This window comes from Sessilibacter corallicola (genome assembly GCF_021290925.1).
GTDB classification, from domain to species: domain Bacteria; phylum Pseudomonadota; class Gammaproteobacteria; order Pseudomonadales; family Cellvibrionaceae; genus Sessilibacter; species Sessilibacter corallicola.
Genome location: NZ_JAJSLX010000001.1, coordinates 907,765 through 929,679, shown reverse-complemented (window position 1 = coordinate 929,679; position 21,915 = coordinate 907,765). Strand labels below are relative to the sequence as shown.

Annotated in this window: 19 protein-coding genes; 11 read left to right on the top strand and 8 right to left on the bottom strand. The window is 42.9% G+C overall.

Going from position 1 to position 21,915, the window contains the following annotated elements:
- Positions 1-206 precede the first annotated feature (206 nt).
- The gene (locus tag LU361_RS03855) at positions 207-1,847 is read right to left on the bottom strand and encodes a cyclic-di-GMP receptor FimW-related protein (RefSeq protein ID WP_233086997.1); all 1,641 of its coding nucleotides are present in this window, start codon (positions 1,845-1,847) and stop codon (positions 207-209) included.
- A gap of 409 nt (positions 1,848-2,256) precedes the next feature.
- The gene (gene epmB / locus LU361_RS03850) at positions 2,257-3,270 is read right to left on the bottom strand and encodes an EF-P beta-lysylation protein EpmB (RefSeq protein WP_233086996.1); all 1,014 of its coding nucleotides are present in this window, start codon (positions 3,268-3,270) and stop codon (positions 2,257-2,259) included.
- A 192-nt stretch (positions 3,271-3,462) separates the two neighbouring features.
- Here epmB and efp point away from each other — a divergent pair, with 192 nt between their 5' ends.
- The 7 genes from efp to LU361_RS03815 all read left to right on the top strand — a co-directional run bounded on the left by efp (position 3,463) and on the right by LU361_RS03815 (position 11,716).
- Complete coding sequence (efp, locus tag LU361_RS03845) at positions 3,463-4,038, top strand: elongation factor P (RefSeq protein ID WP_233086995.1); 576 nt, start codon at positions 3,463-3,465, stop codon at positions 4,036-4,038.
- Between the two features lie 71 nt (positions 4,039-4,109).
- On the top strand, positions 4,110-5,051 hold the full coding sequence (gene epmA / locus LU361_RS03840) for an EF-P lysine aminoacylase EpmA (RefSeq protein WP_233086994.1): 942 nt from the start codon (positions 4,110-4,112) through the stop codon (positions 5,049-5,051).
- A 150-nt stretch (positions 5,052-5,201) separates the two neighbouring features.
- Entirely contained in the window at positions 5,202-6,080 is an 879-nt protein-coding gene (locus LU361_RS03835) for a DUF4382 domain-containing protein (RefSeq protein ID WP_233086993.1), read from the top strand.
- A gap of 781 nt (positions 6,081-6,861) precedes the next feature.
- Positions 6,862-7,080, top strand: coding sequence for a hypothetical protein (locus LU361_RS03830; protein WP_233086992.1), 219 nt, complete (start codon positions 6,862-6,864; stop codon positions 7,078-7,080).
- Positions 7,081-7,207: 127 nt separating this feature from the next.
- Entirely contained in the window at positions 7,208-7,564 is a 357-nt protein-coding gene (locus tag LU361_RS03825; RefSeq protein ID WP_233086991.1) for a hypothetical protein, read from the top strand.
- Between the two features lie 630 nt (positions 7,565-8,194).
- Positions 8,195-9,154 (top strand): FHA domain-containing protein, encoded by a 960-nt coding sequence (locus LU361_RS03820; RefSeq protein ID WP_233086990.1) that lies wholly within the window; start codon positions 8,195-8,197, stop codon positions 9,152-9,154.
- 18 nt (positions 9,155-9,172) lie between these two features.
- On the top strand, positions 9,173-11,716 hold the full coding sequence (locus LU361_RS03815) for a serine/threonine-protein kinase (protein WP_233086989.1): 2,544 nt from the start codon (positions 9,173-9,175) through the stop codon (positions 11,714-11,716).
- 35 nt (positions 11,717-11,751) lie between these two features.
- Here the strand turns inward: LU361_RS03815 and LU361_RS03810 are convergent, their stop codons facing one another.
- From LU361_RS03810 to trhP, 3 genes are all read right to left on the bottom strand, one after another.
- Positions 11,752-12,189, bottom strand: coding sequence for a hypothetical protein (locus tag LU361_RS03810; RefSeq protein WP_233086988.1), 438 nt, complete (start codon positions 12,187-12,189; stop codon positions 11,752-11,754).
- A gap of 115 nt (positions 12,190-12,304) precedes the next feature.
- Complete coding sequence (locus LU361_RS03805) at positions 12,305-12,745, bottom strand: hypothetical protein (RefSeq protein ID WP_233086987.1); 441 nt, start codon at positions 12,743-12,745, stop codon at positions 12,305-12,307.
- Positions 12,746-12,947: 202 nt separating this feature from the next.
- Complete coding sequence (trhP, locus tag LU361_RS03800; RefSeq protein ID WP_233086986.1) at positions 12,948-14,339, bottom strand: prephenate-dependent tRNA uridine(34) hydroxylase TrhP; 1,392 nt, start codon at positions 14,337-14,339, stop codon at positions 12,948-12,950.
- A gap of 292 nt (positions 14,340-14,631) precedes the next feature.
- On the opposite strand from trhP, the gene LU361_RS03795 reads away from it, so the two are divergent.
- On the top strand, positions 14,632-14,874 hold the full coding sequence (locus tag LU361_RS03795) for a hypothetical protein (protein ID WP_233086985.1): 243 nt from the start codon (positions 14,632-14,634) through the stop codon (positions 14,872-14,874).
- 164 nt (positions 14,875-15,038) lie between these two features.
- On the opposite strand, the gene cysE is transcribed toward LU361_RS03795, so the two are convergent.
- From cysE to LU361_RS03780, 3 genes are all read right to left on the bottom strand, one after another.
- A complete protein-coding gene (gene cysE / locus LU361_RS03790; protein ID WP_434064651.1) occupies positions 15,039-15,812 on the bottom strand; it encodes a serine O-acetyltransferase in 774 nt (257 codons plus the stop codon).
- Between the two features lie 100 nt (positions 15,813-15,912).
- Positions 15,913-16,944 carry a serine/threonine protein kinase gene (locus LU361_RS03785; RefSeq protein ID WP_233086984.1) on the bottom strand — a complete coding sequence of 344 codons (1,032 nt, stop codon included), beginning with the start codon at positions 16,942-16,944 and terminating at the stop codon, positions 15,913-15,915.
- 53 nt (positions 16,945-16,997) lie between these two features.
- Positions 16,998-17,753, bottom strand: coding sequence for a ComFC family protein (locus LU361_RS03780; protein WP_233086983.1), 756 nt, complete (start codon positions 17,751-17,753; stop codon positions 16,998-17,000).
- 166 nt (positions 17,754-17,919) lie between these two features.
- On the opposite strand from LU361_RS03780, the gene bioB reads away from it, so the two are divergent.
- From bioB to bioC, 3 genes are read left to right on the top strand one after another with little or no spacing between them, the layout of a single operon-like run.
- Complete coding sequence (bioB, locus tag LU361_RS03775; RefSeq protein WP_233086982.1) at positions 17,920-18,987, top strand: biotin synthase BioB; 1,068 nt, start codon at positions 17,920-17,922, stop codon at positions 18,985-18,987.
- 38 nt (positions 18,988-19,025) lie between these two features.
- A complete protein-coding gene (gene bioF, locus LU361_RS03770; RefSeq protein WP_233086981.1) occupies positions 19,026-20,228 on the top strand; it encodes an 8-amino-7-oxononanoate synthase in 1,203 nt (400 codons plus the stop codon).
- A gap of 6 nt (positions 20,229-20,234) precedes the next feature.
- Positions 20,235-21,905, top strand: a complete 1,671-nt coding sequence (gene bioC, locus LU361_RS03765) for a malonyl-ACP O-methyltransferase BioC (RefSeq protein WP_233086980.1) — start codon at positions 20,235-20,237, stop codon at positions 21,903-21,905.
- The last annotated feature ends 10 nt before the right edge of the window (positions 21,906-21,915 follow it).

Genomic DNA, 21,915 nt, shown 5'->3' with positions numbered 1-21,915 from the left:
GTTACAGAGAGGTTTTACAACTTCTTACGATTACAAATGCTGTATGAATTCTATCGAATCCCTATTACGGATTAAAAGCGTCATTCAAAAGTTTTTATGCCAATTTAATCACGATTAATCTATTTTCTTGATATGACAGAAACAAATGGCATTAAAACTCTTAATGACCCCATCGCAAATGAATAGCGATTCTCTTCGAACTACGACTAAAGTTCTTTAAAGAAAAATTGACTAAACGCACCTGTGGCCATGGCTATTTGACCGAGCTGCACTTTGCGTTGTTCGCCTCGCTTTGACAGCGTGATTGGGAATCGCTGACTAAAAGGCAAATGTGGAATCACCAAACTCTCGTTTGGACCATTGAGGCTGTCTTTAATAATCAGCACTCGCATGTAATCCGATTCATTTCCGAGCGCTGTTGTGGTGCAAGCACCAAAGGCTTCGATTCTGCGTGCGATAATTTGAACACCAAACTGAACGCCGCTGCGATCACTTCGCCTTACCCAGCGCACTGCTGCAATTTGCCAGTTGCGCTTATTGGGCTCACGAAAGGCCATGAGTTCTCCCGCCTGCAGGTTTTCTGGAATGGTCTGCAAACATTTGAGTTGATAGCCGGTGTCGCTGTGGTTGGTCATCTCGACGCTGTAAATTCGACTCTGTGCTTCTTGTTCTTGCTCAGATTCTTTGCTGTCGAACCAATTGTTGGCAAAGATTTCAGTGCTGCTTTTGTCACTGGTACCGTAAACAAAATCTTCGAATTTAGTGCCGTTAATTAAGAGGTGGTGAATGTTGGTAATACCCAGACAGATTTCCAACGTTTTATCGCAATCGTCCCGGGAAATTTGCCGCTCAACGCGTCGTCCCCACGAGGTGAGCAAATGTTGCTTTAACCCAGGCCCCAAGCCTTGAGCACTAATCTGTTGTTGCGAGGCCCCGGTTTGCTGGCTTTGGTCGGCTTCGGCTTTATCCAGCGAGTGTATTAAGTTACTGAAATCAATGGCGAGGCCGTCGTTGAGCAGTTTTTGCCGCTCAAAGTTAGTCGCGTAATCGGGCTCGGTGTCGGAACAACTGGCCACGGCATAAAGCGCGGTTTCGTCTTCTTTGTATTCTCTAAGATCTATCCGTTTTGACCACATTTGCAGTGTGTTGTGGATAATATCCACTTCATTGGGGCGCAACTGAAACGGCTTGGCGCAGGCCAAGGCAAGGATTCGGATGTAACCGTGGGTACTGGTGCCGGAGGCGTTACTGTTGATGGGATCAATCACATTGATCTCAGAAACCTCAGCGTTTAAACAGATTCGATACAGCGCATTCGTGGTGGCCCAAACGTCCGACGGAACCGGAGTGTAAAACTGGTAATTACTCTTCATTAGGCCCGATAAGCACGACATGGCTCGGTGAATGTAATTCGCCAAGGTAATTAACTGGGGCTTTTTCTCGCCGTACAAATCCACTGCCGCTCGGCAATAAGCCGTGCTCAGGTATTTCTGAATGGCCTGGGCGATAACCACCGCTTTTTTCTCGGTGTTATTGAGTGATAACGGATGGTGGGACAGTGGGCGAGTGATCGATTCAACGCAGTTTTGCACGATGGGGCGAAGGTACTCAAGGATTTCGGCGCGTGTGGAATGCGGGAGGCGTATGCGCGCAAGCTCGGGCAATATGCGATACAACTGCACGCTGGTGAGTGCAGCATCAGTGACGGGCAGCTTATCAATCCAAACTTTAATTTTGGCAGGCTTCGCACTGTCACAAAAGCTGAATGTGGTTAAATCAGGTTCTGGTAATTGCAGAGCCTTTACGAAGTTACAGCTTTGTTGTTTGGGTGTGCGGCCAAAGAACATAGAAATCTCAAGTAGTTACGTCTGTATATCAATCGGCAAATGCCGAGTTATTTTTAAAGTCGTGGTTTAAATTTGTACAAAATCGCCTTGTACAAACGACGCAATTCCTATTTAGCGTTTCTTACTGCCCTTCCTTGAACCGGATTATACCGGATGACTGTCTTAAAGTTATGATTTTAAAGCTTTTTTACGTCCATTCGCTGAATTTCGTTGCCAGCTTCTGCAAAATACCGTGGGTCCATGCTATTTGCGACAATACTTTAACAATGTTCAGAACGTGCCTGAATTAAGTATAGCGTCGGTTGTAATTTCAAGGACAGACGTATAGAAATTCGCTGTTATACCAAAATGTATATTCAAAAACTCTAAAATTGTTATGCTTTTTACACACATTAGTGTGTAAATCTCATCAATAAACCCAGGTCTTTGATGACTTTCCTGCAATTTCTCTGACTAATTTGGGAACTAAGAAGCCGGGTAGTTGAGTTTGCAATGCTCGATGTAGGCCAATTGCGTCGTGTTCGGGGATTTCAAAATGCGTTGCACCGACTACCTTGTCGAGTAGATGCAAGTAGTATGGCATGACGCCAGCGGAAAACAGCCGTTCACTGAGTTTTGTGAGGGTTTCGGGGTTGTCGTTTATGTTTTTCAATAACACCGTTTGATTTAATAATGTCACTCTATTATTTGTGAGCTGTGCCATCGCTCGATCAAAGCGTTCGTCCAATTCGTTCGGGTGATTGGTGTGCACAACAACAATAATTTTCTGTTTACTGTTACTGAATGTATCCAATAGGGTTTGATCAATGCGCTCGGGAATCACTACCGGGAGACGAGTGTGGAATCGAATGCGTGTGATGTGTTGAATTGAGGCCAACTCTGACAGGAATCGTCGAATTTGAGTGTTACTGACACTGAGCGGATCTCCGCCGCTGAGAATCACTTCATTGAGTGCGGTGTTGTTGGCAACGTAAGCTGTAATCTCTTGAAGGTGGTCACGTGTTAGGCGATTTTCCGCGTAGGGAAAATGTCTGCGAAAGCAGTAGCGGCAGTTAATCGCGCACTGTCCCGATAAAGTCATCAAAACTCGGCTTTCGTATTTGTGGATCAAACCCGGAATCGGATTTGCCGCTTCTTCCCCTAATGGATCGGTGGAGTATCCAGGGCTTGCCAGTAATTCCTGCGCGCTCGGCAGCACTTGGAGTAAGAGTGGGTCTTTGGCGTTGCCTTTTTCGATTTTGTCTGCGAACGCTCGGGGAACACGGAGCTGAAAATCCGCGCAGGCCTGTTCAATGGCATGATATTCACGGCTGTCCGTCGGTATCTCGGCAATTGCCAGCAGCTCTTTCGGATCGGTGATTAAATTGCTCAGCTGTGATTGCCAATCATTGGTCTGCCCAGAAAGGCTTACGTAAGGTATCATGTCGACCTTTTAATCTTGTGAACGCAGTTTACGTCGAAAAATGGGCGGTGATTTTACTCATTTTGGTAGAAATTGTGAGCACTAAATACGCTCTTTTTTCTTTTCCTAAGGCTTGCAAGTCATAAATTTAGCAAGTTTGGTAAAATATTTGCGTTTTTGTTTGTTATTTGATCAGTTTAATTCGAGGAAAATATGGCTAGCTTTTCTACCAATGAGTTTCGCGGCGGAATGAAGGTGATGCTCGATGGCGACCCTTGCTCAATTTTAGAAAATGAATACGTTAAACCTGGAAAGGGTCAAGCGTTTAACCGTGTTAAATTGCGCAACCTTGCCACGGGTCGTGTGTTAGAAAAAACCTTCAAGTCTGGCGATTCATTGGAAGCGGCTGACGTTGTTGATCAAGATATGGAGTACTTGTACAACGACGGTGAATTCTGGCACTTTATGGACCCAGCCTCTTATGAGCAGCACGCGGCAGATGAAAAAGCTGTGGGTGAATCCATTAAATGGTTAAAAGAACAAGACGTGTGTGTGGTTACCCTATACAACGGTTCTCCGTTGGTGATTACTCCGCCAAATCACGTTGAGTTAGAAATTACTGAGACTGATCCCGGCATTAAAGGCGATACCGCTACCGGCGGCACCAAGCCTGCGACCTTATCCACAGGCGCGGTTATTAAAGTGCCGTTGTTCATGTCAATCGGTGAAATCGTTCGAGTAGACACTCGTACCGGCGAATACCTCGGTCGAGCTACCGGCGGTAAATAAGCTTACCGATGCATTTTAAAAACCAGGCAACTGCCTGGTTTTTTTATCCCTAAAATTTAAGAATTCAGATCATGAAAACACAGTGGCAACCCAGTGCCGATATTTCTACATTAAAGACGCGCGCCGAATTCTTGGCAAAAATTCGACAATTTTTTCATGACCAAAATGTACTAGAAGTCGACACGCCGGTTTTGGCAAGCTTCACTGTGACTGATCCCAATATTGAATCAATTGCCGCCACTTGTAATGGGAAGACGGCGTATTTACAAACTTCGCCAGAATTTTTTATGAAACGATTACTGGCTGCAGGCAGTGGCGATATTTATTATTTGGGAAAATCCTTTCGTGATGAAGAATTCGGCGCAAAACACAACCCTGAATTTACCATGTTGGAATGGTACCGCGTGGGTTACAACGACCATCAATTAATTGAAAATACTCTGGAATTAATTTTTTCGTTATTGCCCGAAGCACCGGTTACCAAACTCAGTTATAAATCGTTGTTTGAAAAACACTTTAATGTCAATCCTCACACGGTGAGTGTGAATAAAATTAAAATGATTGCGCAACAATATTGCGATGTTCAATTTGATTCAGATGACGTTGATGTGTGGTTGAATTTACTGTTTACCCATGTCATTGAGCCGGCCATGCAAGGTTGGTTTGTTGTTTACGATTTTCCAGAAAGCCAAGGTGCGCTGGCAAAAAAAGCCATCAATGAAGATGGCGACGTTATCGCAAAACGATTTGAAATTTATTGTGATGGATTGGAATTGGGCAACGGTTATTGGGAATTAACCGATGCCAAGGAACAACGACAACGATTTGAAAATGACGTGCGTCAACGAAAGCTTCACGGTTATCGTGACATTCATTACGATGAAAATATTCTAGCAGCACTGGACAGCGGCATGCCTGAATGCGCGGGAATAGCCATGGGGGTGGATCGTTTGTTAATGATTAAAACAAAAAAATTAATTATCAATGACGTAATCTCTTTTGTATTTGAATGAATATGTAAAATATTGAATGAATCTCAATAAATTCAACTATCTTGTCATAAGAGAATCGGTCGCTTTTGATGATTTGATCACGTATGTCTATTAATTCTTGTATGACAATGCGCTCTGGTTAGCTTATACAAATCTGATAATGGTTATTACATGAAAACAATCAATCGAACCTCGTTAGCGGCTTTACTAATTGCAAATACCTACATTCTTTCTGCGTGTGGAGGTGGCGGTGGTGGCTCCAGTGATTCAACCGCCAACTTAACACTCGGCTTGACCGATGCGCCGTTTGACGAAGCTCAGTCTGTGACTGTTGCGTTCGATTCAATTACCTTACAAGGCCCCGAACGCACGGTAATTGAGTTTGATGAGCCCATGATTATCGATCTTTTGGATTTTCAAAATGGCGAAAGAATCATCCTTCTAGATGAACAGGAATTAGAGCCAGGAGAATATCAGTTCATTCGATTAGGTGTAGTGGAAGCGCTTTCTTCTATTGAAGTTAACGGTGAGGTTTTTGATTTAACGATTCCTAGTGGTGAACAAAGTGGTCTCCAACTGAACCGAGGTTTCACATTAGGTGTTGCGACTACCTCTGATTTCACGATTGATTTCGACGTGCGTCGATCAGTTGTTCGACAAGGAAATGGTGAATTTAGGCTACGTCCCACCTTACGCTTAGTCGATAGCTTAGCCGTTGAGAATGTAAGCGGCGTTATTGATGAAAACTTCATTTTAGACCCTGCTTGTAATAACGGTGACAACAACGATATTGGCAACGCTGTCTATTTATTTGAAGGCAGTGATATTATGCCCCAGGATCTTCAAAATAATGAATTTGATCCTATCGCCAGTGCTAACGTAATCTTTAATGTTGAAACCAGTGAATTTCAATACACTATCGGTTTTGTTCCCAATGGTGAATACACCGTTGCTTTTACCTGTGACGCACAATTAGATGATCCAAGTGTTGATGATCTAGCCGCCGTTAACTTTCCTCTAGTATTTAACGTTGTTGTACCTTCTAACTAAACATTTATTTACTGATTATGGAAAAATAAGACTTATTTTTAATTTTTATAAATTCAGAGCCAATATCGGACATTGCCGATGATTGGCCCTAGATTCTTTATTAGTATTAAGTGTTTAGCTACTGGATTTCCCATCTTGTCTGATTTCCCTCAGTTAGAAGACTTTCATGATTATACTTTTCTTAAAATAACGTACTTATTACTAGTAACCTTCAAAGTCTTTGGTCTGTGGATGACTGATTAGCTAGTAATAAAGTATGTTACGGTTGATATTAAAGATGTAATTCCTTTCGATTATTCCTAACAACCGTTGACACTGCTTAATCAAGTGCATTAATTTTCATGACATTATTGGTTGCCACAGCGCAGCTTTAATTTTTCTTGATTAACTTTTCTTTATTCATTGTTCCTAGGAAATATTTTGCATGAAAATATCTGTATTTTTTACCTTGTTGCTCGTCAGCGGTCTTAGCCATGCTGTGGCGTTTTACGATAGAACCGTCGATTGTATTATAGGAGCTTCTGATTAACCTCAAGATCACTCAGGCCAACCAGTTTTTTTCTGATCAAGGCATGCTTTTGAAGGTCTAACGGGTTAAATCGAAAAAGCACAACGCAGAGCAGGAAAAAACTGGTTGGCCCCGTAGGGCGCGATATCAAGCACACATTTGCAGCGTTGCCGTTTTTATTAAGGACTACGGCCATTAATTTCAAACGGCGCCTTGCAACTGCGCGCTTGAAATCACGCTGAGTAATTTTGAGGTTAGTCAGAGGCTCCTATAGTGAATCACGAGACTGGTATTCATTTTAAAACCGTTGAACCCATGGAAAATCCCGATAACTGTAGCCAAAGTAATTTTTATAAAATTGAAAACAACAGTCCCTACGAACAAGAATTGTATTCCATCTTATTAGCGAAAAAAGCCGCTAAAGAGCCTATCTCATTTGATATTACCGGTTGTACCGCAAACGGTTGTCAAAAGATTTTATGGATCCGTTAGTCAGAGATTCCTTAAATTCCATTCGAAACTTTTAATTTTCAAACGCAGAAATATTTCTCTGGATTTTTTCAACATAAATCGCGTTTAAAAGTGCTATTCTTTTGTGTGACCACAATGGTTGAGCACGGTGTTAACTGGCTCTGGTCACTCGCAAGAGTGGTCAGCCATTGCGACTGTTGCCGGCCAATGTCTAACACTTTATTGGCGCATCAATATGAAGTATGTATGGGGAGTATTGCTCCCTGCTTTAGCTCAGATAGTGGTAACCTGGATAGTTATCACAGTTAACACCGGCAATGGCTCGTGGTTAGGGCTTGGTGCCTTTGTGCTGGCGATATTTGCCGTTCCGACCACAGCGATTGCAAACTTTGTTTCCGTTCGCACTCACGCAGAAGGCGACTCCATCATTAATTTAATGACCAAATGCTTGTTGATCACCGCGATCACGCCAGTGTTACTGGTCTTTCTTATCGCTTTATCCTAGGGCCTGTTCACACTCATTTAATCACACCTGCTGGAGCGTATTTTTTTCGTATTTTAGGCGCAGTGAGTGTGATTTGGTGGTTCCAAATGAACGAGCTGCAACACGAAATACGGGAAAAATACACCGAGCCCTTAGGGTCGCCCCTAAAACACGCCATTCGTTGTTGTTCGTCGCTTATTTAGCGCGCTAAACTGCACTCCTCACGCCTAGACTGACGCGTTTTAGGGGCGACAGGTGCGGTTAAATTAGTGTGAACAGGCCCTAGCGTGCTCCTATCCTTTGCCTTTGCGACTAATCATTCCCTCGCGTTGTTATTGTATGAGTGGTAGCGCGTCAAACCATTTAATTCACAACTGAATAATTTTAAAACTTCGCTGTAAATATCTTTCTGTCGTCAAAAACATCTTTTTGTCGTATTTATTTTCTTGGTGGTTGTTTTGTGTGACATCATGAGTGCTTAAGGTGGCGCCTATTTCCTCCTAAGGGAGATTTGAATATAAAAGTACTAATGTTAATATTTCGACTACTTAGTGCTGCTTTAACTAGCCTTTACGAGCAGCTTATGCAAAAGGGTTTTATAGTTAACAAACGCATAAAAACCTAACATTGGAATAAACGGTGGGATAACACATGGCGCGTATCAAACATCTAGACTCTCACGAAGAGGTAGAGCTTAGGGCGTGCCATACGTTTGGGCGGCGGTCGGATTTGGTCGACAGTTTGATCCAAGAACCCGAAATTTCCAAAATTCATGCGTTAATAGAATATAAAAACAACAATTGGTTTCTTAAAGATCTAAGTAAAAATGGCACTTGGCTAAACGGAAAAAAACTGTCCACTGCCAAGCCGACCAAAATCAAAATTGGTGACAACTGGAGCTTCTCTCCTCAATCCAAGCAGCAATGGCAATTGATAGACGACAGTGAGCCGTTAAATAAGCTTTTTTGCGTTAATGAAAACCAGCCACCGATTAATTTACAAAGTTATACATTGCTTCCCGATGATGAAAATCCCACGGCTGCTGTGTATTTTGAGCCTTCAGAGCATCTCTGGCGTTTGGAGTACAATGAAAATGGCGAGAACGGTAACTTTATAGACCTAAGCCATAACAGCACATTTTTTGTTAACAACCGTCTCTGGAAAGTATTTTTAACCGAAACGATTTACCCAACCATTGAGATTTCCTCAATGGACTTTAAGCGTTCCGTTGAGTTTGTCTTCAGTGTTAGCCAAGACGAAGAAACCATTCAAATCGGTGTGAATTCCGATTTTGGGAGTTTTAACTTGGGCGAGCGCAGCCATCACGAACTTATTTTGTATTTGGCTCGCCTTCGCGATCAGCACAAAACCCAAGGTGTTTCTACAAGCGAGCAGGGCTGGTGCACTAAAGAGCTGATTTCTCGCGAACTTGGTCTCGATGAAAACCACATCAATATCTACACCTACCGGGCTCGAAAGCAGTTATCAGAAGCCACCGGTAACAAAGTTCCAGCTGAAACATTGTTCGAGAGAAGACGAGGCCAAATTCGGCTGGGTTCAGAAAACATCATTATCAACAAACCGCTTGATCATTCATTAGAGAGCGCATAATTTGCAGCCAGTATTTTAATGGACAATAACGAAGAATTACCGAGCTTTGAAAATTATCAGGTATTACGAGAGCTTGGTCGCGGTGGTATGGGTGTGGTTTATCTTGCCGAAGACAAACGCCTGAATCGCCAAGTAGCCTTAAAAGTTATACACGCTGCAAAAATTCATTCGATCTCAAAAGATCAAATCATTAATGAAGCCAAAATTCTTGCCAATTTAAATCATGCCAATATTGTACACCTGTACGATATTGTTGAAGAGCATGACTCCATTGCTTTGGTGATGGAATACGTCGATGGCATCGATTTAAAACGTGCCATTGTTGAGCAATACGCAAGCCTTGAGCAGAAAATTATTTGGTTGCGTCAAATTGCCCAGGCCTTAGAGTACGCGCATGACCACAATATTCTGCACCGAGACATCAAGCCTGAAAACATTTTAGTTTCCAACTCCAATATTGCCAAACTCAGCGATTTTGGTATATCCGAAGTTATTTCTGGCACTCATACCCGTTCGTTTAAAGAGCATTCTCAGAATAAATCGGAAAAATTTTCGTCCTTATTAACGTTAGCTCCCGAAGAAATAAACGGCGCAAGCGTTGATACAAAAAGCGATCTCTTTTCGTTGGGTTGTGTTTGTTATACCTTGCTTTGCGGAAAACATCCGTTTGTGACTGGTTCGGTCATTAACAAAAACGAAATCATAAAAAATATCCTGCACAACGAGCCAATTAATCCAAAAGATTTTAATCCGAATATTCCGGCCGAAATATGTACGCTTGTAGTAAGTTTGCTACAAAAAGACAAGTCCAAACGGCCCCCAAATGCCGCTGATGTTGTTGGTCGTTTAGTTGCCCATGAAAAAAATCCAAGTGGGCTTAACGACGTAGATTTAACCGAAACGCTACCCACAAGCGAGCTTTATAAAGCGCCAACCAGATTCCCAGCGTGGTTAAAGGGTACCTTAGCGATGTTGGTTGTCGTCGTGTGTTGTGTGGCGGGCTATTGGATTTACGACAGTCGTCCCATAGAAAAAAAATACGTGGCAATTTACGAGCCCGCATTATGGGATTCTGAAGGCGTGTCGGATATTGAAAAAGATCTTTATTTGAGTGCATCCGTTTGGATTCGTGAATATTTACTGGCCCATCCCAATGTTTCTGTATTGGAAACTAGTGTTGCGGAGAAACCTGGAATTTCAATCGAAGATTTTTTTAAGCAGACTGCAGCGGATGAGGTGGTGGTGCCAAAATTGAGCTGCAGAGACGTTGTATGTAATTTATCCACAAGAATCGTTGAAAAGAAATCGTTATCTGTAATTGAAGAAGTAAATAATAAGTTTATTTATGACGACATAAATACAATGTTGACTTTGATTGAGAACTTTTTATCGAATTTCTATTCGAATTCTAATGTGTATTTTCAAAATTTGAAAAGCATCAGTAATGAGGATTTCTATCAATATCTTGCTCTGTATAGGGGGCAGATTGACGGCTCCATAAGCTCGTCGGAGTTAATCGCAAAGATTGATACTTTCCATCAAGCTAATCCTAGGTTTCCCGGACTTTATAAGTTATGGATAAAAACATTGCTGCACGAATATTACAATTCAGGGGATCAAAATTATCTAAGATCAGTTAAAGGTGTTATTGATCTGGAAGATAGTAACTTCCCAAGCTCATCTCAGGCTTTTTTTCATCGGCTACATTATCTGTTAAACACTAAAAAATATGATCTTGCTTTAGAAATTATCGAGAGTAAGTCAAATTTAGGGCTGGAGGAAGAGCTCCAGGCGTACGCGATTTATTACACATATACAGCAAACTACAGTTTAGCCAGAGATTATTACCTGCAACTTATAAAGGTTAGACCGAATGTTGATAACTATTATAATTTTTCACTTAATTTATGGTGGGAATCAAAATACAAGCAGTTAGACAAAAGTTTAGAGAAACTATTATCACTTGATCCCGATCATTTCTTGGGTAAAAAGTTATTAGCTGCTAGCAAATTAAGTCAAGGAGAATTGATAATTTCAGAAAGTATATATCTTGATATTTTGAAATACAGGGATGATGTTGAAGTTCGAAATAATCTTGGGCTAGTTTATATGCTTAAACATCAATACTCTGAGGCTGAGAATCAATTTGATAAGGCACTTCAAGTTAACTCAAATGAAATTAATGCAATTTTGAATGTTTCAGAAGCTAGGTTACTCCAAAATAAATTAGATCTAGCCAATGAGGGTTTTCTTAAAATTATTAGTCTTACTGAGGGGCAGGATATAGATATATTCAACTCTAAAATACGGGCTTTGGCTTATGTGCATTTAGGAGAATACTCAGAAGCGGTTAATTTGATTCGACAATTAGAAATTCTTTACCCTGATAACGCTGAAGTATTGTACTCCTCGGCGATTATATACTCAGTTGTTGGAGATGCATTCTCAGCCTGCAATAGATCCAATTTAGCCATTGATAATGGGCTTGGAGCTGTTTGGCTTTTGTTGCCATGGCTTTCCAATATATGTGAAGTGAATTCTGGTTCTGTTAGCCAAAACTAATATTTTTAAGCAATTTCAGAACCAGAAGCCAAGTTCTATCTTGGAGTAACACCACCAATTTTAATTGAAGGATCCAAAACTTTTCCATCATAGCCAAACGCTAAGTTATCAGTATCGTCAGTGGTTCCAGATCCAATAATCAAACAACCACCAGCAATTTCTGTAAAGTTATCTGTGTTCTTAGGTGGCCAATGAGGTTTTCTAACATTCCAAATAACAACAGGAGTTGGCTCCATCGTTGCGCCGTTCTTTAATCGAGATTTTAAACAGCAATGTGTTACCGGATTACCCTGAAAGTGAAAAATAATATGAAAGGTTTTATCACTTTCGCTATTGGGTGTGAATATTAAGGTATCCGCTTCTTTGCCGTCACATTCCCAATCGCATTTAATGTAATTGTCCTCTTGTTCTACCGGAACTAAATTAACAATAATTGGAGTTTCTGCGTTATTCGGATGAATTATAATTCCCATTGATATCTAATTTCCTTATTGTGTTATAGAGTAGCTGGTGCTGTAACTAACAGTACCAGACCGTAATTTATTAACTATTACACTTTATTACAAGGAATATTAGTTGATCGAATTATTATTTAGGTGGAATGCCTCCTATTTCAATTTTCGGATCTATCGCCTTACCTGCCGGATACAAAATATATTCGCAGCCACAAGCTTCAAAACCAGTACCACTTTTATCAACATTAGCGGTAACCACTGCTTTAATTGCATTGCGACTGGTAGTGTTAGGGAACCACATAAACTGAACCTCAGCTTCTAACTCAACTCCGGTCAATGGTTGTGTGGTAGGTAATGATTCAAAGGGTTCGTCGTCGGGTGCGTTAATGCAAAAAGCAAAGGTTTTTGCTTCTTTAGCAATTGCGTTGTAAATCTCTACACCACTGTAGGGTACGTCGTTAGCAATTAATACACCTTCGTTTTTGTCGTTATAATCCAATTGAAAAGTAGGAATTGTTTCTGAGCTTTTGATAGCAAATGAGGGGAGCGAGGATACGTCATCAATTTCGATCATAATGGTTTCTTCCGTTGATTGTTGTTAAAGAAGAAATTGTATGACTGGGCGGGCGTTGGTTAAATAATAACGAAGTCAGTACTTTTTAAGGAATTAGTTTACTAGTTGATGTGTTTGGTTTTCACAGTAAAGCCTTTTTATTAATGTTGAATAAAAAGGCTTTACTTATTTCATCTGACTCTTCGAAACTTTATTGTTGAATCTATAAATTACGGATCAACAATCCTTTTTCGAGTGCAGCTTTATTGTCGGTGATTCCCGGAATTTGCTGCCAAGGAACTTGTACGCAATAACCCGATCCAGGTGCGGCTTCTAAGCTTTTTCCATTTTTTGCATTCGTCATGTTGGACAATTGAAAGGCAAAATTTCCATTTGGAGTGAGTAACTCTAAATTATCACCCACCTCAAAACGGTTTTTTACCTCAATGGTAATTGTCTTTTGATCGGTATTTACGTCAATTGCATCACCGACAAACTGCTGTTTGGTTGAGGTAGAATTTCCAGTCTCGTAATTTTGGTATTCCGCTGGCACGTGGCGACGGTAAAACCCCTCAGTAAAGCCTCGGTTCGCCATGCCTTCTAATTCGTCCATTAATGTAAAGTCGAAGGCTTTATTTTCGGCCGCGTCTATCATTGCCTGTTTGTACACTTGTGCGGTTCTAGCTGCGTAGTAATAGCTTTTGGTGCGCCCTTCAATTTTTAATGAATCCACACCAATTTCCATTAGACGTTGTACGTGCTGCACGGCCCGCAAATCTTTGGAATTCATAATGTAGGTGCCGTGCTCATCTTCGTAGGCTGGCATTAATTCCCCAGGTCGGCCCTTTTCCTGTAACAAATACAATGGCGATATCTTTTCACTGCCATCGCTTTCATTATTTTCTTGTTCGGGATTAAAAAACTCTACAGGTTGGTCTATTGCCGATGATTCAATATTGGTTGTCGGAATAATTTCGCCGCCGTCAGACTGCACCGCTTCGTGCGTGGAATATTTCCAGCGACAAGAATTTGTACACGCGCCTTGGTTAGAATCACGATGGGTCATATAACCAGAAAGCAAACAACGGCCAGAATAAGCGATACATAATGCACCGTGGACAAAAACTTCGATTTCCATTTCTGGGCACTGTTGTTTGATCTCTTCGATTTCATCCAGCGATAATTCTCGCGATAAAATTACCCGTGTTAATCCTTGCTTGTGCCAGAATTTTACCGTTGCCCAATTCACTGCATTCGCTTGTACTGATAAATGAATCGGAATATCAGGAAACGCCTCGCGCACCAACATAATTAAGCCGGGGTCCGACATAATTAACGCATCGGGCTTCATGGCGATAACATCTTCCATGTCTCTTAAATAGGTTTTTACCTTATTGTTGTGCGGGCTAATGTTGCTAGCAATATAAAATTGCTTGCCCAACTCATGAGCGCGAGCAACACCTTTCGCTAAATTTTCAATCTTATTAAATTCATTTTCACGCACACGTAAACTGTAACGTGGCTGGCCCGCATAAACCGCATCCGCCCCGTAAGCGAAAGCGTATTCCATATTCTTCAAAGACCCCGCAGGGGAGAGCAATTCTGGCAACTTCATAGGATAACTATTGATCAAAAGTGAGTTCAGTTGGCGCGCATTTTACCGATTCGAGAAAACTGAGGAATAGCTGAGAGATCGCTAAGTGAGCTTGTTGCTGGGTGTGTTGATATAGATCAAATTGATATTGAGGAGAAGTGTTCCAAGTGGTAGGAGAATCACAGATAGATGCATTTGAGTGGAGTGGTGGTGTAACCACATTACATTCTTAACACCGTTTTACGACATTCATTGGTTTATGAGGTATAAGAAGAGTTGGAAAATTTATGGAAATAGATGAGGCCGGTATAACATGACTGAGTTAACATTCAAAGATATCTCCTATATTCGTTCCGCGCTTCAATATCGTTTGGCAGGTTTGGAGCGTGAAATTATATCCGACAATAAAAATTCCTTGGAAAAACCTTTGTCTGAGGATGAGCGAATCGAGATACAGGAAGATATCATTTTTTACGACAAGCTATTGTATCAATTCGAACAAGCGGAAAAGCAATCTCAAGTAATGAAAATTACTCCGAGTATTGTTTTACCTTAGGAGAGCAAATTTCTGCTAATAAAGAAGGTAAGAATCAGTAATTTATAATCTAAGATATTGATATATTTTTGATGTGATAAAATAAAAGCCAGACTTAATCTGGCTTTTTAATTTTACTCATCCATTCAGTTCGAAATTTCTAATCAACCCAAATACTTCCGTATTTACCAGTCGTAACACATTTCGTCAGCGGGATTAGTATCACTGGCGCGGTCGGCTACTTTAATTGCAGGTACGCCTGCAACCACGCAGTTGGCTTCTACGGGTTTTAATACTACGCTGCCTGCACCCACGAGAGAATTTTCTCCCACTTCAATATTGCCGAGCACTTTTGAACCTGCACCAATTAAAACACCGCGACGAATTTTTGGGTGGCGATCGCCACCTTCTTTACCGGTGCCGCCTAAGGTGACTGACTGCATAATCGAGACGTGGTCTTCAACCACAGCGGTTTCGCCGATGACGATACCGGTGGCGTGATCAAACATAATACCTTTGCCAATTTTTGCCGCAGGGTGAATATCCACAGAAAAAACGACGGAGATTCTGTTTTGTAAAAATAGGGCGAAGGGTTTGCGGTCTTGAGTCCACAGCCAATTTGCGACGCGATACGCTTGCAGTGCGTGAAAGCCTTTGTAGTACAAAAATGGCGTTGAGAATTCGTCGCAGGCAGAATCGCGATTGCGCACGGCGTCTAAATCGTGGGCAATGCATTGAGCCATTTCGGGTTTGGCGGTAAAGGCTTCTTCGATCACTTCTCGAATCAACAGCGCAGAAGCCGTTGGGCTGTCGAGTTTATTCGCCAATAAGTAACTCAACGCGGCCATGGGTGAGTTGTGATTTAAAATGGTCGCGTGTAAATAGCTAGCTAATATGGGTTCTTTCTGGGCGTTTTCTTTCGCTTCACAGCGGATTTTTTCCCAAATTTTATTTATCACAATCTTGCTCCAACGTCTTGGCGGCTTTTAGCAATTGTTTGTCTGTGGTTTTAAACATCACTTTGCAATTAGTGATGTGTTTTATTGGGTTTTATTGCCATTAAAACAAGGTCAGTGCTGGCTCTTGCATGGCAGAAAGTTGTTCTCTTAACTCTAAAATGTGCTCGGCCCAATAACGCTGGCTGTTAAACCACGGAAAATTGTGCGGAAACGCCGGATCGGTCCAACGTCTGGCGAGCCACGCTGAGTAATGCATGATTCTCAATGTACGCAGAGGTTCAATTAAATTTAATTCGGTGAAATCAAAGTCACAAAATTGTTGGTACCCTTCGAGAATTTCGCTCATCTGCAAGGTCTGTTGATTTCTGTCGCCAGAAATTAACATCCATAAATCTTGGACTGCCGGACCACTGCGGGCATCATCCAAATCGACAAAGTGGGCGCTGTCGTCGCGCCATAAAATATTTCCTGGATGGCAATCGCCATGCAAACGGATTGATTTTGCAGGAAAGTTAGAAAACGCGGTTCGGATTTGTGCGATTAAATCTCGCGTTAAAGTATCGTAAGCGGTTTCCAATTCTTTAGGTAAAAATTGGTTTTCTAAAAGAAACGTTCTCGATTGCTCGCCGAACGATTCAATGTCTAATGCTGGGCGGTGAGAAAATTCCTTGGTTTTAGACAGCGCATGCATGCGCCCCATTAATCGCCCGATAACGAGCAGATGATCCAGGTTATCCAGCTCGGGTGCGTGGCCGCCTTTGCGTTCGTACACAGCAAATTGAAATCCTTGCCACTCGTGCAGTGTTTTGCCATCGCTGTTTGCGGTTGCCGGTACGACTGGAACCTCAACGTCTACGAGTTCTTGCGCAAATTGATGCTCTTCCAGAATTTGCTCGATGCTCCACCGTTGCGGCCGATAAAACTTGGCGATAATCGGTGTTTCGTCTTCGATACCCACTTGGTAAACACGGTTCTCGTAACTGTTGAGAGGCAAAATTCGGGCGTCGGTTTGGTATCCCAAAGACTCAACGGCGTTGAGTACGGTATCTGGCGTGAGTGAGTCGTAGGGGTGAGTTTCGAACTCGTCGTCATCAAAGTCGGAGTTATCGTCGAAATCGCGAGGGTCTGTCATAGGTAATCACCTTTTGTGGTGATTGCAATTCTACAGACTGTCGCTGGTAGTAACTAGCTTAAACGCGTTTTCGGGTTGGGTGTACGCGCAAGCGCTAATACATCAATGCTGTGGGCTCCGGCCGATTGCAACGTTCGTGAGGCAGCTTCGATGGTGCTGCCAGTGGTGACCACATCGTCGATCAGCAACAGTGTTTTCCCGTGTAGCGATTGCGTCATTTGAAACGCGTTTTTGAGATTGCTTTGCCGTTGTTTGCGAGAGAGAGCTTTTTGAGAAGACAGCAATTGGCTTTGTTGAAATCCTTCTATCAGCGGAATATGCAGCGTTCTTGCAACAAAGCTCGCCAATACATGGCTCTGATTAAAGCCACGTCGCCATTGATTTTTGGGGTGCATCGGTACGGCCAGAACCCCATCCCAGTCGCGATGTTCAAACGCTGTGAGTCCTTGTTGAATCACGGTTTCCAGCAGCCCTTGTAATCGGTGCTGATTGTTCTTGTAGCGGGTAATCAAGTGATCGACGGGGTAATCGTAAATAAGCGGGCACACACAGCGCCGGTAGTGATTTTGGCTATCTAGGCAGTTACCACATCGCGCAACAGGTGAGGCCGTTGGGTGCGCACAGTGTTGGCAATAATGCTGATTCCAGGGCAGTGCTTGCCAGCAGTGGTCGCACAGATGGTGCTGGTTATTGATTTGGGCAATTGCCGATTCGCACAAATGGCAGCGCCGAAGTAGGGCCGAAATCCGCTGTCCCATGCGCTGAACAAGGCCGGTTGATTCTTGTGCCTGTGATTCCTTTCTCGCCACTTGTAAACCTAGTTTGCGTTTGTTGGTTGACAGCTAAGTGCAGTTGGTTAGACTGTCCCGTCTTTAAAAGAGCAAAACCTATTGCTCGTTTGGAATGTGGTGTAAGTGGTTACTTGCAAACACACAAGCGCCTGAATTAAGAACACCGAATTGGAGTTTGGCAAGTATGCCCGAAGTCACCGAATGCCGCCACGACTGGCGCAGAGACGAAATTGTCGCCCTGTTTAACACGCCTTTCATGGACTTGATGTTTCAAGCTCAGAGCGTTCACCGTCAGCACTTTAACCCGAACGAAGTGCAAGTGAGCACGCTTTGCTCCATCAAAACTGGCGCTTGCCCGGAAGATTGTGCCTATTGTCCGCAGTCGGCTCGATACGATACGGGTCTTGAAAAAGAGCAGCTAATGAAAGTTCAAGCGGTGGTTGATGAAGCAAAAGCTGCAAAAGAAGCCGGTGCCACGCGTTTTTGCATGGGTGCTGCTTGGCGTTCGCCTAAAAATCGTGACATGCCTTACGTGACCGATATGGTTCGCCAGGTAAAAGCCTTGGGCCTTGAAACCTGCATGACATTGGGCATGCTAAAAGATGAGCAAGCGCAAGAGTTAGCCGACGCAGGACTCGATTACTACAACCACAATCTCGATACCTCGCCAGAATACTACGGTGAAATCATCACCACGCGCACATACCAAGATCGCTTAGAAACATTAGATCGTGTGCGTAAATCGGGCATGAAAATTTGTGCAGGTGGCATCGTTGGAATGGGCGAAAACGACACCGATCGCGCAGGTTTATTGCAACAATTATCGAATCTTCCCCAGCACCCTGAGTCGGTACCGATTAACATGTTGGTTCGAGTTGCAGGCACGCCATTGGCGGAAAACGAGGATCTCGATCCATTCGATTTTATTCGCACCATTGCGGTTGCGCGAATCCTAATGCCGAAATCTTACGTGCGTTTATCCGCCGGTCGCGAAGATATGAATGATGAAATGCAAGCCATGGCATTTCTCGCTGGAGCCAATTCGATTTTCTATGGCGAAAAACTGTTAACCACTCCAAATCCAAAAGCCAACAAAGATATGCAACTGTTTGAGCGCTTGAATTTACAGCCGGAAAAATTCGAGACCGAAAACGACGATGAAGCCGAACAAGCGAACATCGAGCACGCCATTCGCGAGCAAGAAAATAAGGCGTATTTTTACGACGCGACTCAAACTGCGGTAGGGCAATAGTCCTTGCGACTTAAGCCTTCAATAGCCTGTAAAGCATTATGATTGAGCAAGAATTAAAGCAAGCGTTAGCCGAGCGCGCGCGTCAGTCGTTGTATCGTAATCGCAAAGTCATGGCATCGGCGCAGGGATCGGACGTGTCGCTGAGCAGCCAAGCACACGATGGCGAATTTATTAATTTTGCCAGCAACGATTATTTAGGGCTTGCCAATCATCCCGACGTGACCAAAGCGTTTGTCGACTCCGCCAATAAATTTGGTGTGGGAAGTGGTGCCTCTCATTTAGTGATTGGCCATCATCAAGAGCATCATTTATTGGAGCAGGAATTAGCGGAATTTACCGGTCGTGCACGCGCGCTGGTTTTTTCCAATGGTTACGCGGCCAATCTTTCTTGCTTGAATGTGCTGTTGGGGCAAGGCGATTTGGTTGCCGAAGATAAATTAAATCACGCCTCACTGTTGGATGGCGGGCTTTCTAGCGGCGCTAAATTCCGTCGCTACATTCACAACGATATTACTAGCCTTGATAAAACCTTGAGTTTGCCAGGCAATCGAAAAATTGTGGTCACCGACGGTGTATTCAGCATGGACGGCGATTGCGCGCCCTTAGCTGACATTATCACTACCGCGAAAAATCACGACGCTTGGTTGATGGTAGACGATGCACACGGTTTTGGCGTGTTAGGAAAAACCGGTGCGGGCTTGTGCGAGCAATTGCAATTGTCTGAACAGCAGGTTCCTATTTTGGTGGGAACCTTCGGAAAAGCGTTTGGCACTTACGGCGCTTTTGTTGCTGGCAGTGAAACATTAATCGAAACTTTAATTCAGTTTGCTCGTCCCTATATTTATTCCACCGCGTTACCCCCAGCAATTGCTGCTGCCACTCGCCAATCTTTGAAGATTATTCAGCAAGGCGCCGAATTAAGAGAAAAGCTACAGTCTTTAATTCAGTTATTTAGAACTCGTGTGAGCGCGTTAGATTTTGATTTAATGGAATCCAACACGGCCATACAGCCATTGGTGATTGGCGATGAGCAATCGATGTTGAACATTGCTGAGTTTTTAAAAGCCAACGGTATTTTGGTAGGCGCTATTCGACCGCCAACCGTTCCTAAAGGCACGGCACGTTTACGAATTACCCTCACCGCAGCGCACACGCCAGAGCAAGTTGAAAAGCTCACCGACTTGTTGGCGCAAGCGTACGATCAGTTTTGCTCTCAGGCCAACGAATCACTGGCGGAATAACTCGATATGAATTCTATGGCTCAATCAATCGATCAGTTGGTTACTATTTCGCACAGCAACGCCGAACAACAGGTGTTAAATTCTTTAGAGATACCCTATTTACCTGCGGGTTTTCACGCATGTTCCGGTGAAAAACTTGCCAGTGAACCGTTGGTGCTTTTGCACGGTTGGGGCAGTGATTCGCAGTGTTGGCAGTTGTTTGGTGTTCAACTGAATCAACATTTTGATCTCCACGTCATTGACTTACCCGGTTTCGGCGGAAATCAAGATTTATCAATGACACTTGACGCGTTATTGCCGTTGTTACCGAAAACCGGTATTTATTTGGGCTGGTCTTTGGGTGGAATGCTTGCTGCTCAATTGGCACATGCCTATCCTCAGCGAGTTGCGGCATTGGTAACGATTGCTGCCAATGCTAAGTTTTCTGAGAGTGAAGATTGGCCGTACGCCATGCCAACGGCAATCTTTGATAATTTTAAAAAAACAACGCAAATCAACACTGAGAAAACTTTAAAACGTTTTGCTCAGTTGGTTGGGCATTCCGACACTGAAGATAGCATTCACGCAAAATCCACGTTGAAATCTGTACGAGCGTTTTATTCCGACGCTTACAACTCAGATCAACACTACGCCTTGGGTTTGGATTGGTTAAATAGCATCGATAACCGCCAAGCGTACGAGCAAAGTATTGTTCCAGGTTTGCATCTGTTTGCTTCTGGCGATCAATTAGTCCCAATTGCGTGCGCAGCACCATTAAAATTACTGAATCAGTCCGCACCGGTAGTTCACGAATTTGAAGTGCTAAAAGGTTGTCACGCACTTCATCTAGAGAATCCAGCACAATTAATAGCGTCTGTTTGCGATTTTATTCAGCGAGTCAAACCTGAGCGTTCCAAAGCGAGTGTTGCTAAATCGTTTAGTGATGCCGCACAAAGCTACGACGCCAGTGCCCAGTTTCAGCGTGATGTTGGTGACGAGTTGCTCGATGCATTTCGGGAAAACAAAAACGACAATATCAATACTATTTTAGATTTGGGTTGCGGTACTGGGTTTTTTACCTCGCAGCTGCAGTCTTGTGAAAACAAAAACACTGGTGATCAACAAGTTTATGCTCTCGATATTGCATCGGGTATGTTGTCGAAAGCGAAAGCCGTAAACTCAAAAAACGCATTATTTGTGCAGGCCGATGCTGAAAATCTGCCGCTGAAAAATCACAGTATCGACCAGATTTATTCTAATCTTGCGATTCAATGGTGTGAAAATCCCGCCAAATTATTGGCTGAAATTTTTCGGGTTATGTCAACTAATGGCCAAGCACACTTGAGTACGTTAGGACCAAAAAGTTTAAACGAACTGAAATTATCGTGGCAAAAAGTTGATTGTCACCAGCACATCAATCAATTTATTGATGGCGAGATATTATTGCATACCGCGCAAAAAGTGGGGTTTGCAAACGTTGAGTTAACGCGTGTTTTTAAAACCTTGTATTTCAATGATGTCAAAACCTTGATGCGTGAATTTAAAGACATCGGCGCTCATAATGTGAATCGTGGCCGAGCCAAAGGATTGTCTGGAAAGAGAAATTTCCAAATGCTAAGCCAAGCCTATGAATCACTACGAGAAGATGCTGGCTTACCGTTAACCTACGAAGTTTATTATTTACATCTTGTGAAGTAACGTTAAAAGA

Excerpts from the sequence above, each read along its gene's own strand:
- bioF (WP_233086981.1), top strand. The coding sequence starts at position 19,026 with ATGATTGAGCAAGAATTAAAGCAAGCGTTAGCCGAGCGCGCGCGTCAG.
- LU361_RS03820 (WP_233086990.1), top strand. The coding sequence starts at position 8,195 with ATGGCGCGTATCAAACATCTAGACTCTCACGAAGAGGTAGAGCTTAGG.
- LU361_RS03805 (WP_233086987.1), bottom strand. The coding sequence starts at position 12,745 with ATGATCGAAATTGATGACGTATCCTCGCTCCCCTCATTTGCTATCAAA.
- LU361_RS03810 (WP_233086988.1), bottom strand. The coding sequence starts at position 12,189 with ATGGGAATTATAATTCATCCGAATAACGCAGAAACTCCAATTATTGTT.
- epmB (WP_233086996.1), bottom strand. The coding sequence starts at position 3,270 with ATGATACCTTACGTAAGCCTTTCTGGGCAGACCAATGATTGGCAATCA.
- LU361_RS03785 (WP_233086984.1), bottom strand. The coding sequence starts at position 16,944 with ATGACAGACCCTCGCGATTTCGACGATAACTCCGACTTTGATGACGAC.
- trhP (WP_233086986.1), bottom strand. The coding sequence starts at position 14,339 with ATGAAGTTGCCAGAATTGCTCTCCCCTGCGGGGTCTTTGAAGAATATG.
- epmA (WP_233086994.1), top strand. The coding sequence starts at position 4,110 with ATGAAAACACAGTGGCAACCCAGTGCCGATATTTCTACATTAAAGACG.
- LU361_RS03835 (WP_233086993.1), top strand. The coding sequence starts at position 5,202 with ATGAAAACAATCAATCGAACCTCGTTAGCGGCTTTACTAATTGCAAAT.
- bioB (WP_233086982.1), top strand. The coding sequence starts at position 17,920 with ATGCCCGAAGTCACCGAATGCCGCCACGACTGGCGCAGAGACGAAATT.
- efp (WP_233086995.1), top strand. The coding sequence starts at position 3,463 with ATGGCTAGCTTTTCTACCAATGAGTTTCGCGGCGGAATGAAGGTGATG.
- LU361_RS03795 (WP_233086985.1), top strand. The coding sequence starts at position 14,632 with ATGACTGAGTTAACATTCAAAGATATCTCCTATATTCGTTCCGCGCTT.
- LU361_RS03815 (WP_233086989.1), top strand. The coding sequence starts at position 9,173 with ATGGACAATAACGAAGAATTACCGAGCTTTGAAAATTATCAGGTATTA.
- LU361_RS03855 (WP_233086997.1), bottom strand. The coding sequence starts at position 1,847 with ATGTTCTTTGGCCGCACACCCAAACAACAAAGCTGTAACTTCGTAAAG.
- bioC (WP_233086980.1), top strand. The coding sequence starts at position 20,235 with ATGAATTCTATGGCTCAATCAATCGATCAGTTGGTTACTATTTCGCAC.